7 protein-coding genes and 4 pseudogenes (1 of these 11 running past the window's edge) are annotated in these 12,031 nt (G+C 64.8%); 7 read left to right on the forward strand and 4 right to left on the reverse strand.

Annotated elements, in window-relative coordinates:
• Window positions 1-180 precede the first annotated feature (180 nt).
• Complete coding sequence (locus GDI_RS07685) at window positions 181-2,490, forward strand: TonB-dependent receptor (RefSeq protein WP_231854307.1); 2,310 nt, start codon at window positions 181-183, stop codon at window positions 2,488-2,490.
• A gap of 83 nt (window positions 2,491-2,573) precedes the next feature.
• Here GDI_RS07685 and GDI_RS07690 read toward each other — a convergent pair whose 3' ends face one another.
• Together GDI_RS07690 and GDI_RS18595 are read right to left on the reverse strand one after the other, a co-directional pair.
• Window positions 2,574-3,725 (reverse strand): phytanoyl-CoA dioxygenase family protein, encoded by a 1,152-nt coding sequence (locus GDI_RS07690; protein WP_012554000.1) that lies wholly within the window; start codon window positions 3,723-3,725, stop codon window positions 2,574-2,576.
• Between the two features lie 185 nt (window positions 3,726-3,910).
• Window positions 3,911-5,254, reverse strand: a pseudogene (locus tag GDI_RS18595) (IS1182-like element ISGdi13 family transposase).
• Here GDI_RS18595 and GDI_RS19765 point away from each other — a divergent pair.
• The 3 genes and pseudogenes from GDI_RS19765 to GDI_RS19080 form a co-directional block, all read left to right on the forward strand.
• Window positions 5,241-5,462, forward strand: coding sequence for a hypothetical protein (locus GDI_RS19765; protein ID WP_041249353.1), 222 nt, complete (start codon window positions 5,241-5,243; stop codon window positions 5,460-5,462). The pseudogene GDI_RS18595 and the gene GDI_RS19765 sit on opposite strands and share 14 nt — an antisense overlap.
• A 113-nt stretch (window positions 5,463-5,575) precedes the next feature.
• Window positions 5,576-6,138 (forward strand): annotated as a pseudogene (locus tag GDI_RS19075) (IS630 family transposase); the annotation flags it as partial.
• A 79-nt stretch (window positions 6,139-6,217) separates the two neighbouring features.
• Window positions 6,218-6,964, forward strand: a pseudogene (locus GDI_RS19080) (IS110-like element ISGdi7 family transposase); the annotation flags it as partial.
• 2 nt (window positions 6,965-6,966) lie between these two features.
• Here GDI_RS19080 and GDI_RS07725 read toward each other — a convergent pair.
• Window positions 6,967-7,517 (reverse strand): annotated as a pseudogene (locus GDI_RS07725) (IS5-like element ISGdi2 family transposase); the annotation flags it as partial.
• A gap of 42 nt (window positions 7,518-7,559) precedes the next feature.
• Complete coding sequence (locus GDI_RS07730; RefSeq protein ID WP_012225062.1) at window positions 7,560-8,456, reverse strand: LysR family transcriptional regulator; 897 nt, start codon at window positions 8,454-8,456, stop codon at window positions 7,560-7,562.
• Between the two features lie 104 nt (window positions 8,457-8,560).
• Between GDI_RS07730 and GDI_RS07735 the strand changes: the two genes are divergently transcribed.
• The 3 genes from GDI_RS07735 to GDI_RS07745 all read left to right on the forward strand — a co-directional run.
• Entirely contained in the window at window positions 8,561-9,625 is a 1,065-nt protein-coding gene (locus tag GDI_RS07735; RefSeq protein ID WP_012225063.1) for an aldo/keto reductase, read from the forward strand.
• 6 nt (window positions 9,626-9,631) lie between these two features.
• Window positions 9,632-10,150 carry a GlcG/HbpS family heme-binding protein gene (locus tag GDI_RS07740; RefSeq protein ID WP_012225064.1) on the forward strand — a complete coding sequence of 173 codons (519 nt, stop codon included), beginning with the start codon at window positions 9,632-9,634 and terminating at the stop codon, window positions 10,148-10,150.
• Window positions 10,151-10,342: 192 nt separating this feature from the next.
• Window positions 10,343-12,031: the 5' portion of an AAA family ATPase gene (locus tag GDI_RS07745; RefSeq protein WP_012225065.1), read on the forward strand. It continues 855 nt past the right edge of the window; the window shows 1,689 of its 2,544 coding nt (coding positions 1-1,689); its start codon is at window positions 10,343-10,345; its stop codon lies beyond the right edge, outside the window.

Below are 12,031 nucleotides of genomic sequence, written 5' to 3' on the forward strand. Positions count from 1 at the left end.
ATGCCCCTGGATGACGACCAGGGCGCCGTGCGGACAATCCACGAGGCCCGATGACCGCCCCCCTGCCGGCTTTTTCCAGGTCAGCCCAGGACAGACATCATGTCAGGTCATCCACGGCCCGCGCGCCCAACGCACAGGGCCGGTCCGCGCCGCGTAGCGCTAGCCGTTTTCGTGCTTTCCATGCATGGCGCGGCCGTACCCGCCCAATCGGCGGCCACGCCCCTCCCCTCCAACCGCACCTCCAGCAGGACACCGGTCGCGCCGGCACAGAAGATCGATCCGCGAACGCACGCCGCCGCGCCGCCCGCGCCCGCGCCCAAGGCCGAGACGCTGGTCGTGACCCGGCAGGCCACGGCGCCGGACGCCAGGCGCTTCGCGCTGCCGCAGACCAGCGCGGGCATCGACCGGCGGACGATCGAGGCGACCGTCAACATCGTCGATACCGAAGACGCGCTGAAATACCTGCCCAGCCTGCTGCTGCGCAAACGCAACAACGGCGACACGCAGGCCACGCTCGAAACCCGGACCTGGGGCGTCAATTCCAGTGCCCGCAGCCTGGTCTATGTCGACGATGCCCCGATCTCGGCCCTGATTTCCAACAACAACACGAACGGCGCGCCGCGCTGGGGCATGGTGACACCCGAGCAGATCGAACGGATCGACATGCTCTACGGCCCGTTCGCGGCGGAATATCCCGGCAATTCCATGGGCGGCGTCGTGCTGGTCACCACGCGGATGCCCGACCGTTTCACGGCCACGGTCAAGCAGACCGGCAGCGTGCAGACCTATGATGCCTACCGGACCAGGGGGAACTACGGCACCGCGAACAGTGCGGTGACGATCGGCGACCGGATCGGCCGCCTGTCCTGGCTGTTCAGCGCCAACCGGGAGGAAAGCCTGGGCCAGCCGCTGTTCTTCGTCACCAGTTCCGGCATGCCGGCCGGCACGACGGGCGGGATCGCGGCGCTGAGCAAGACGGGGTCGGTCGCAAACGTCATGGGAGCGGGCGGGCTGCAGCACAGCACGACCGATAACGTGACGCTGCGCCTTGCCTATGATTTCACGCCATGGCTGCGCCTGAACTATACGGTCGGATACTGGGACAACCAGACCCGCGCCCGGTCGCAATCCTACCTGACCAATGCCGCCGGTGCCGCCACCTTCGGCGGTGTCGCGGGCTTCGCCAACGACACCTACACGTATGACGAACAGCACCTGATGAACGCGGTCTCGCTGAAGACCAGGACGCAGGGCCATTGGGACGGGGAAGCCATCTTCACGGACTATGACTACCTGAAGGACATCCAGCGCAATCCGGCCGGCGTGCTGGGCGGCACGAACTTCACGCCGAACGGCTATATCGCGCGCATGGACGGGTCCGGCTGGATGACGGCGGACGTCAAGGGAATCTGGCGCCCCAGCGGCGTCGGCGGCGCGCATGAACTCAGCTTCGGCGGCCATCGGGACCAGTACGACCTGGAAAACCCGACCTACAACACCGGCAACTGGGCGTCCTCGCCCGCGGCAGGAAACGGCACGCTCCATTCCAGCGGGCGTGGAACGACGACGACCTATGCCCTCTGGGCGCAGGAGGCATGGAAGTTCGCGCCGGGCTTTACGCTGACGGTCGGCGGAAGGCTGGAATTCTGGCGGGCCTCCAACGGCTTCAACCAGGCCGGCGCCGTCGCCGCCAGCCAGCCGCCGGAACATTCGACCAATTTTTCGCCCAAGGCGACGCTGGCGTGGCGGATCAACCCGGACTGGACCGCCAAACTGTCCTTCGGCGAGGCCTGGCGCTACCCGACGGTGTCCGAGCTGTACCAGATCGTCTCGACCGGCGGAACATATGCCGTCCCCAACGCCACCCTGCGGCCCGAACAGGTGTTCTCCAGCGAGGCCATGATCGAACGCCGCACGCACAGCGGCAGCCTGCGCCTGTCGCTGTTCCAGGAAAACACGCACAACGCACTGATCTCGCAAAGCACGTTGCTGAACAACATCTATACGACGACGTTCCAGAACGTGACCGAGGTGCGCAATCGCGGCGTGGAATTCGTGGCGGAACGGCGCGACCTTCTGATCAAGGGCTTCGACCTGTCAAACAGCTTGACCTATGTCGATTCCCGCATTCTCTCCGACCCCGGCTTCCAGAGTTCGACCGGCACCACCGCCGCCGGCAAGCATGTGCCCTATGTGCCGGACTGGCGCGACACGGTACAGGCCACGTGGCACGCGACGAAGCGCCTCGATCTGTCGGCGGCGCTTCGCTACCAGGGCCGGATGTATTCCACGCTGGACAATACCGACCGTGTCGGCCACGTCTTCGGCGCGTTCGATAAATTCCTTGTTGCGGACGTGCATGTTCACTGGCACGTCACGGGACCGCTGACGTTCGATGCCGGCATCGATAATATCAACAATGCCCGGTATTACGAATATCATCCGTTTCCGATGCGGACGTATGTTGCGGATCTGAAGGCCAGTTTTTAAGTTCTTTTTTGAAAAAAAGAACCAAAAAACTTTTGATCTGTTCAGGGGCATTGTGCCGGGCGCGTACGATGTCCCGAAACAGATCAAAAGTCTTTTTGCTTCTTTTTCTTCAGAAAAAGAAGACCCTTCCGCACCAAACCAGCGCTGACCCGCCCAGGCCACCCCGACATGTCCTGCCGAACCTTGGCCGCCGCATGACCGGCAACGTCGCGGTCGAACGCGCCGACAGTGCCGCGCCTGCGCCAGACCTGCCGCCCCAGGCCGCTTTCCTCCAGCCAGTCGCCAAAAGCCCACATCACAGGCACGCGCCACCGGCCCAGGGCCGGAATGCGCCACAGATCGACCGGCGGGGCACAAAACGGATTCCCGCGTTCGTACGCCCAGACCTCGACCCGCATACCGGCGTCCCGGGCGGCCCCGCGCGCATGAAAGCCACCCGTATCCGCGACGATCAGCGTATTCGCCGGCAGCGGAAAGGAGCGCGGCGGCGGGTAGCCCATGGCGGAAATGGTGTCTTCATCGACACGGAAAGATCCCCGGCCGGTCAGACGGTTTTCCGATCCGGATGCCTCGATGCTCATTCGTTTTTCCCAGGCCCGGCGCGCTGGGGTGATGATGTGCGAACCAGGGACATAGATGAACGGGCTGCTGTCTTCCGCGACGTCGGTCAGGGTGAACCACGCCTTGACCGTCGGATGGAAGGTATCGGCATGAAGCTGAAGCTGCGGGTCGGGGTCGCCCGTGACGGCATGCGGAAGAATGGTCTGGATATAATAAAGCGGTTCGCAATCGCGGCCACCGGCCAGCCGTGTCAGCTTGCCCAGCAGCCGCCTGTCCAGCAGGCGCCGCATGCCGGGCATCCCGGCCAGCACCCTGGGATCGAGCGCGATGCGGCGGGTGACCGTGTCGCCCTGTATGGTCTCGCGCGCCGGCCCGCGATAGCGCGTGACGTCATCAAGAAGCTGGCTGAATGCTTCGGCCGGCAGGAAATCCGGGACGACGACGAAACCATCCCGCGCGAACGCGGCCGCCAGAGGAGCGGGAACGCCGCGCCCCAGCCGCCGCCGCCGCCAGGCGGTGGCCCGATGCGCCATGGCCTGGCGCAGGACATGCAGCCCCCGTTCATTCAGCGCCCGGCTGCCGATCAGCGGATTGTCACGGAATGATTTCGCGCCGGTAAAAAGCTGAAGCGCCCAGATGGGACAGGACAGTATCCACGTGAACGTCTTGAACATGCCACTCGATCGTCGCGAAAGGGTGAAGACAAGCACCCCCCGCGCGATCTTTTTTATCGCCGCGCCGCGAGCGTACACGAAGTGAAACAATACACGCCGACCAGGACTTTTCCAGCATTCTGAATGCTCTAGCAGGCTGTCGGATTGGGCGCTGCCGTAGTGATGAGTGATGGCGACGACGGCGTTTATGCGGCCGTCAGTCGCGTGATCCTACGGCAATTATATGCGAGGGCGACGAGCGTCCATTCTGTTGCGACGTTGGGGAGGCCACGGAGATGGAAACGGGTGAAGCCCATGGCGCTCTTGATGATACCGAAGACCGGTTCGACGGTCTGCTTGCGTAAGGCGTAAAGGGCTTTTGCCGGGTTCTGTTGCAGCCTGGCCTTCATTTCCAGGCGCCAGGGCTCGGTGATCCGGCGCGGCTCCCTGGGTGGCGGTTCTGGCCGGAAGTCATAAGGGCGCCGATTCACAGGGCGTCCGATGGCGACCAGCGGGTCCACGCCGCTGGCCTGCAACGTTTCGACGGCTTTGCCGCTGGCGAAACCCGTGTCGGCGAGGACGGTTCGTGGCAGGCCGATCCTCTCCTCCATACCCAGGATGGTGGCGGCGAAGCTGGGCGCGTCCGCCGTCGTCGAACGACGCCATTTTCCAAGATCAACTGGCGCCCTCGGGCACAAACCACGGCCTGGGCATTGTAGGCTTGCCGGTATTCATGCGCGTCGGAGCGGCGCATCAGCTTGTCTGTCCGGATCGGTCAGGTTGATCTGCCGGTCTGGTGGCGGTTCATCGTCCGGTTCTTTCGGCGCCCGACCGCGCCGTCCCCGCTTCGCATCAAAAGCTGCCTTCTTGCGCTCATATTCTGGTCGGGCGGTCTTGGCCTGCTCGCGGGCTTCCGCCTCCAGTCGCGCACAGGCTTCATCCAGCTTTGCCTTCAGAGCCTCCCGCCGGGCCAGTTCCTCCGGCAACGCCTGATGATCCACATCGGTTGTATCCGCCGCCTCTGCCCGTTCCATCAGGGTGGAGATATCGGTGGCCAGTTTCTCGCGCAGCTCTTTCGCGCGATCATAACGAATGGAACGGTATTTCGAGGCATTGGCATCGATCTTCGTGCCGTCGATCGACACCGTGCCAAGCCGCACCAGTCCCGTCTCGCGTGCCAGCAGGAGTACATGCATGAACGCTGCCTCGATCGCCGTGCGGTTGCCGCGCCGGAACGTCGCGATCGTGTCATGGTCAGGATGCAGGTTCGCCGCCACAAAGCGCATACCGATATCACGATATGTCGCCCGTTCGATCCGACGCGATGAGAACACGCCGTTCGCATAGGCGTAAATCAGCAGCGCCAGCATCAGGCGCGGATGATACTGCGCCTTGCCGCCAGTCCGCACAGGAACGGAAAATGCCCTCAACGGCACCCGCTCTACCGCCGCCACGATGAAATGCGCCACATCGTCCGACGGCAGCCATGACTTCAGATCCGGCGGCAGAAGATACGGCTGCGATCGATCAAACGGAATGAAGCTGCTCATCCTGAAAGCTTACCGCAGATCGCCAGAGCCAGGTACCCCAACCCGACAGCCTGCTAGCTTAAAAATAAATGATCAAGAGAACGACGATACCTTTCATCGTACCAATATTACAGAGATGGTCATTACGCCGGAAGGCGAATTCTATGCCTACAATGTGAAGTTTGTCAGCCAGTTCGAGCGGGCCGAAAACCAGCCGAATGGTAGTTAGCCATGTGCGCTGCTTCATTCAGAAGTTATACCAAAGGCCGTAGCCACTGACTCGTGTGTGAAGTGACGAACGGCGCCGGCTCTGATTCTCTTGATTTTGGGAGGATCTGGCAGATGACGAGAGCGGTGAAGCTACGGGATGACTATTCGGCCTCTGATCTGAGGCGACTTGCGGCGCGCAGCCGGCAGGCGAACGCTGCGCGCCGGCTTCTGGCCCTGGCGGCGATCCGTGACGGGGCCAGCCGCACCGATGCGGCCCGCGTAGGCGGCATGGACCGCCAGACGCTGCGGGACTGGGTTCACCGCTTCAATGCTGAAGGGCCGGATGGCCTGCGCGATCATCTGCACGCAGGGCCGGCCTGCCGCCTGAGCGGGGCACAGCAGGCCGAATTGAAGGCCCTGGTCGAGGCGGGGCCGGATCGGCAGCGTGATGGCGTGGTGCGCTGGCGCCGGGTCGATCTGCAACGCGTGATCGAAGAGCGCTTCGGCGTCGTCTATCATGAGCGTCATGTGTCCACTCTACTGAAACGGCTTGGTTTTTCCTATGTCAGCGCCCGGCCACGTCACCCGGGTCAGGACGCTGGCGTCATGGAGGCATTCAAAAAAACTTCCCCCGCATCCTGAATGCCCATACCGGCCATCTGCCCAAGGGCAAGCCGATCGAGATCTGGTTCCAGATGCTATGAGGGCAGACACCGCCGGCAAGAAAGGCTCAATCTCAAGCGTGTCAGCACCAATGACGAGGGAGTTCCTGCCATGTCATCCGAGAACGCCATTCACATTGCCATCGAACTCAGCGTTTCCTCCTGGCTTGTCGCGGTAAAGACTATCTCGGGAGCCACGAAATCCCGATTGCATCGCCTCGAAGGTGGAGACGCCTCAGGGCTGCTGAAATTGATCGCGGAGCTTCAAACGCGCGCGTCGACCCAGCCGGGTGATGTCGCGGAGGTGTCATGCTGTTTCGAGGCCGGCCGCGATGGCTTCTGGCTGTATCGTTTGCTGACAGCGCACGGCATCGCCGCGTATGTGCTTGAGCCCACGAGCATTCTGGTCAATCGTCGCGCACGTCGGGCCAAGACGGACCGTCTCGACGCGGAAGGCATGCTGCGTGTTCTTGCGGCATGGCTTAATGGTGATCGCCAGATATGCAGCATGGTGCGTGTGCCGACGCCCGACGAGGAGGATGCCAAACGTACACACCGCGAACGCGAACACCTTGTTCAGGAAAGGCTGCGTATCGAAAACAGAATAGAGGCGCTGCTGTTTACCCAGGGCATCCGGGGTAGACCGTCGTTACGGTCCTGGGAACGCGACGTCGCCGCGTTGCGCACGGGCGACGGGCGGGAACTGCCGCCGTTCCTTCGTGCTGAACTCGACCGCCTGCGTCGTCGGCTTCTCCTGGCGTTGGAACTGATCCGAGAACTGGAAACTGAACGGGCCAAGACACTGGACGCCGCAGCGATGGATGACCGTGTGACTCAAAAGATCGTCTCGCTGAAACAGCACGGCCAGCGCTTGCGGATCGCGTCCAGGATCATCTGCGCTCCGGCGCTGTCGGAGATGTCCCCCGGCGTCAGGTTGACCATCAGCAGGCGTCCGTCCGTATCCACGGCGATATGCCGCTTGCGCCCGACAATCTTCTTTCCAGCGTCGTAACCTCTTGTTTTCGCGTGCGGCGCCTTGATGCTCTGGCTGTCGATCACTCCGGCCGAAGGGCTGGCTTCACGGCCCGAGCGCTCCCGGTCAAGCATCAGTTCCACATCATGAATGGTCTGGAACAGGAACCGCCGGGCCAATTCCCTGAACCAACCATAGACCGTACGCCAATGCCCGAAATGGATCGGCAGCATTCGCCAGTCGCAGCCGGATCGAACCAGGTAACGAACCGCGTTGATCACCTCGCGGAATTCGATCTCGCGCGGACGCCCCGTGCGTCCCGGCTCGGGCATCAGTGGCGCGATGCGCGCCCATTCCTCCTCCGTCATATCAGACGGAAGTAACGCTTCGTCTTGCGGGTAATCCTGGCCATGCGGCCTCTCTGCTCTGGCGTCCACATCCAGAGCTTGAATCACACTTCAGCGACTTTCCAAACAGGCTCTTAACCCACCACCCCATTCCCCGGCTGCAACAGTTCGCCCATGAACAGCGCGATCTTGTGCGAATGCACGGTACTGACGGTATGGATGGCATAGAAGGTAGCCGGGTCAGGCTCCCAGTCCTCCATCACCGTCACCAGTTGCCCAGCCCGCAGATGCGCCTCGACCTCCCATAATGATTTCTGCGCCAGGCCCAGCCCGGCCAGCGCCCACACCACCGGCAGTTCGGAATGGCTGGAGGCCAGCCGTCCTTCCACCCGGTGAATGCGGGCCTTCTCGCCCCGGCCGAAGCGCCAGGTTCCCCGGCACTGGCCGGTCATGTTGGCCACCAGGCAGGCATGGCGGGCCAGGTCGGCGGGGGTCTCCGGCCGGCCGTGACGCGACAGATAGGCGGGACTGGCCACCAGCACGCGCCGGCTTTCCATCAGCCGCCGGCCGGTCAGGGCGGTGTCCACCACGGGCGCGGCACGAATGGCGATGTCGTATCCTTCGCCGACAATATCCACCATCCGGTCCTCCAGCGTCAGATGGATGCGGATGTCGGGATGGCGGCTGATGAAGCCCGCGACGAAGGGCGCCAGCCGGACCCGGCCGAAGGGCATGGGGGCGGTGATGCGCAACATGCCGCCGGGCGCGTTCACCGTCTCGCGCACCCGGGTTTCCATGGCGTCGGTGGCGGCCAGGATGGCGGTGGCCTCGTCCAGGTAGATCCGCCCGGCTTCGGTCAGGGTCTGGCGCCGCGTGGTGCGCACCAGCAGGCGGGTGCCCAGGCGCTGCTCCAGCCGGGCCAGCCGGTCGCTGACCACCGACGGCGCCAGCCCCAGATGGCGCGCCGCCGCCGACAGGCCCCCCTGGCGGACGATTTCGACGACAATCCGCATTTCGTCCGCGTCGCGCATCGTTCCTTCGCCCTTTCCGGAAACTGTTTTCCGGATTCGACGGTTATCATTCCCCGGTGCGGGCGCCCATAGTTCCGCGCAATCAATCTGACGGGAGACAGTCCATGCACTATCGCCAGCTCGGCCGTTCCGGCTTGCGCGTATCCGTCTTCACTCTCGGCACGATGACGTTCGGCGGCAAGGGTGCCTTCGCCAAGACGGGCAGCACCGATGTCGCCGGCGCGAAGCGGCAGATCGACATGTGCATCGAAGCCGGCATCAACATGTTCGATACCGCCGACGTCTATTCCTCCGGCGTGTCCGAGGAAATCCTGGGCGAGGCGCTGAAGGGCCGGGCGGGGGAAATCCTGGTGGGCACCAAGGCGCGCTTTCCCATGGGCAAGGGACAGAACGACGCCGGCTCGTCCCGCTATCACCTGATATCGGCGGCGGAAGCCAGCCTGCGCCGCCTCGGCCGCGACCATATCGACCTGTTCTACCTGCATGAATGGGACGGCCAGACCCCGCTGGACGAAACGCTGGAGGCGCTGGACACCCTGACCCGCGCGGGCAAGATCCGCTATGCCGGCGTGTCCAATTTCTCCGCCTGGCACATCATGAAGGCGCTCAGCACGGCGGAACGCCATCGCCTGATCGCCCCGGTGTCGCAGCAGATCTATTATTCGCTGCAGGCGCGCGAGGCCGAATACGAACTCCTGCCGCTCGCGCTCGACCAGGGGATCGGCGTGCAGGTCTGGAGCCCGATGGCCGGAGGCCTGCTGTCCGGCAAGCACCGGCGCGGCAAGCCCGAACCCGAGGGCACGCGCCAGCTCGCGCAATGGAACGAACCGCCGGTCTATGACGTGGAAAAGCTCTACGATGTCGTCGAAGTCCTGGTGGCGATCGGCGCGGAACGCGGCGTGTCCGCCGCCCAGGTCGCGCTGGCCTGGGTCGCGCATCGTCCTGCGATCACCTCGGTGGTGATCGGGGCGCGGACCGACGCGCAACTGGCCGATAACCTCAAGGCGGCGGAACTCAGCCTGTCGGCCGAGGAAATGGCCCGGCTGGACGAGGCCAGCGCGCCGCCGCTGCTCTATCCGTACTGGCATCAGGCCAGCACGGCGTCGGACCGCCTGTCGCCGGCCGACCTGCTGCTGCTCGGCCCCGCGATCGACAGGAAGAAGGGCTGATCGCGCGTGGCGCGGCGCCAGGTCGCGGTGGCGGCATGCGCCGTCCTGCTGGCCGTTTCCCCGGCCCGGGCCGGGGAAACCGGTATTATCACCACCCAGAAACTGTCCTGGGACCTGGCGGACCGGCTGGCCGCGGCGGCGGTGCGGATCTGCGCCGCGCGCGGCTGGTCGGTGACGGCGGCGGTGGTCGACCCGTCGGGGCATGAACAGGTGATCATCAAGGGGGACACCGTGCCCCTGCAATCGCTGTCGGTGTCCTATCGCAAGGCCTATACCGCCTACGCCTACGGCATGACCTTCGACAAGGATACGATCAGCGCGCTGATCGCGGCCAAGGTCACGGGTCCGCCCAACGGCGCGCTGAACACGATCCCGCAGGTCCTGTTCGTGCCGGGCGGCGTGCTGCTGCGCCGGGCGGACCGCTCCGTCCTCGGGGGGCTGGGAGTCTCGGGCGCCCCCGGCGGCGACCTGGACGAAGCCTGCGCCGTCGCGGCGGTGAAAGAGGTCTCGCCCCGGTTCCACTGACCGGGCGGCCGACCAGGGCTGTCCGTTCCGGGGGGCAGCCATGCCCCTGCCGGGCCGGACGCCTCCGGGGGCAGGCCCTTGTCATAACGTCCCATTATCCCCATCTCGGATCTGTCGCCGGGTCTGCCATTGCCTCTTCAGGGATGGCGTTTCCCGGCCTTCAGGTCGCCTGAGTGAAAGGGACATGGGATTATGAATATCGAAAAATTCACCGAACGGTCGCGCGGCTTTCTTCAGGCCGCCCAGACGATCGCGGTGCGTGACTATCATCAGCAACTGACGCCGGAACATCTGCTGAAGGCGCTGCTGGACGACCCGGAAGGGGCGGCGTCCTCGCTGATCCGTGCCGCCGGTGGGCAGGCACCGGCGGTCCAGGCGGCGGTCGAGGCCGCGCTGGCCAAGGTGCCGCGCGTACAGGGTGGCGGGGCCGGGCAGCCGCAGGCCACGCCCGACCTCGTCCGCCTGTTGGATGCCGCGCAGACCGCGGCGCAGAAGGCCGGTGACGAATATGTGGCGCAGGACCGGCTGCTGGTCGCCATCGCCGCGTCGGACACGCCGGCCGGCCGCGCCCTGCGCGACGGCGGTGCCACGGCGCAGGCGCTGGACAAGGCGGTGGCCGCCATCCGCAAGGGCCGCACCGTGACCAGCGAGAACGCCGAGGCCAGCTTCGACGCGCTGAAGAAATACGCCCGCGACGTAACGGAAATCGCCCAGCAGGGCAAGCTGGACCCGGTCATCGGCCGCGACGAGGAAATCCGTCGCGCGATCCAGGTCCTGGCCCGGCGCAGCAAGAACAACCCGGTGCTGATCGGCGAGCCCGGCGTGGGCAAGACCGCGATCGTCGAAGGGCTGGCCCTGCGCATCGTCAACGGCGACGTACCCGAGGCGCTGAAGAACAAGAAGCTGCTGTCGCTTGATCTCGGGGCGCTGGTGGCCGGCGCGAAGTTCCGCGGCGAGTTCGAGGAACGGCTGAAAGCCGTGCTGAAGGAGATCGAAAGCGCCGAGGGGCAGGTCATCCTGTTCATCGACGAGATGCACACCCTCGTCGGCGCCGGCCGCACGGACGGCGCGATGGATGCCTCCAACCTGATCAAGCCGGAACTGGCGCGCGGCACCCTGCACTGCATCGGCGCCACGACGTTGGACGAATACCGCAAATATATCGAAAAGGACGCGGCCCTCGCCCGGCGCTTCCAGCCGGTCTATGTCGGCGAGCCCTCGGTGCCCGACACGATTTCGATCCTGCGCGGCATCAAGGAGAAGTACGAGCTCCATCACGGCGTGCGCATCACCGACAACGCGCTGGTGGCGGCGGCGACGCTGTCCAACCGCTACATCACCGACCGCTTCCTGCCGGACAAGGCGATCGACCTGGTGGACGAAGCTGCCAGCCGCCTGCGCATGCAGATCGACAGCAAGCCCGAGGAACTGGACGAACTCGACCGCCGCCTGATCCAGCTCAAGATCGAGCGCGAGGCGATTCGCAAGGAAGACGACTCCGCCAGTCGGGAACGGCTGGTGAAGCTGGAAGCCGAACTGGCGGACATCGAGGAAAAATCGAACGCCATGTCTGCGGCGTGGCACGCCGAGAAGGACCGGGTGAACGCAGTCCAGAAGCTGAAGGAACAGCTCGACCAGGCGCGCTCGGACGTCGAGGTGGCGCAGCGGCGCGGCGATCTGGGGCGGGCGTCGGAACTGATGTACGGCGTCATCCCGAACCTGCAGGAGAAGATCGCCCAGGCGCAAGATGAAAACGAAAGCGCGGCCCGCGGGGCCGGCTTGGTCAGCGAGGCCGTGACCGAAGGCGCATCGCCTCCGTCGTGTCACGCTGGACCGGCGTGCCCGTTGGTGTTGATGCTGGGGGCGAGCGGGCGAAGCTGC

The organism is Gluconacetobacter diazotrophicus PA1 5 (assembly GCF_000067045.1).
GTDB lineage: Bacteria > Pseudomonadota > Alphaproteobacteria > Acetobacterales > Acetobacteraceae > Gluconacetobacter > Gluconacetobacter diazotrophicus.

What these genes read in the sequence shown, in the direction of transcription:
- GDI_RS07685 (WP_231854307.1), top strand. Translation starts at nt 181, where the DNA reads ATGCATGGCGCGGCCGTACCCGCCCAATCGGCGGCCACGCCCCTCCCC.
- GDI_RS07690 (WP_012554000.1), bottom strand. Translation starts at nt 3,725, where the DNA reads ATGTTCAAGACGTTCACGTGGATACTGTCCTGTCCCATCTGGGCGCTT.
- GDI_RS19765 (WP_041249353.1), top strand. Translation starts at nt 5,241, where the DNA reads ATGAAGCTGCTCATCCTGAAAGCTTACCGCAGATCGCCAGAGCCAGGT.
- GDI_RS07730 (WP_012225062.1), bottom strand. Translation starts at nt 8,456, where the DNA reads ATGCGCGACGCGGACGAAATGCGGATTGTCGTCGAAATCGTCCGCCAG.
- GDI_RS07735 (WP_012225063.1), top strand. Translation starts at nt 8,561, where the DNA reads ATGCACTATCGCCAGCTCGGCCGTTCCGGCTTGCGCGTATCCGTCTTC.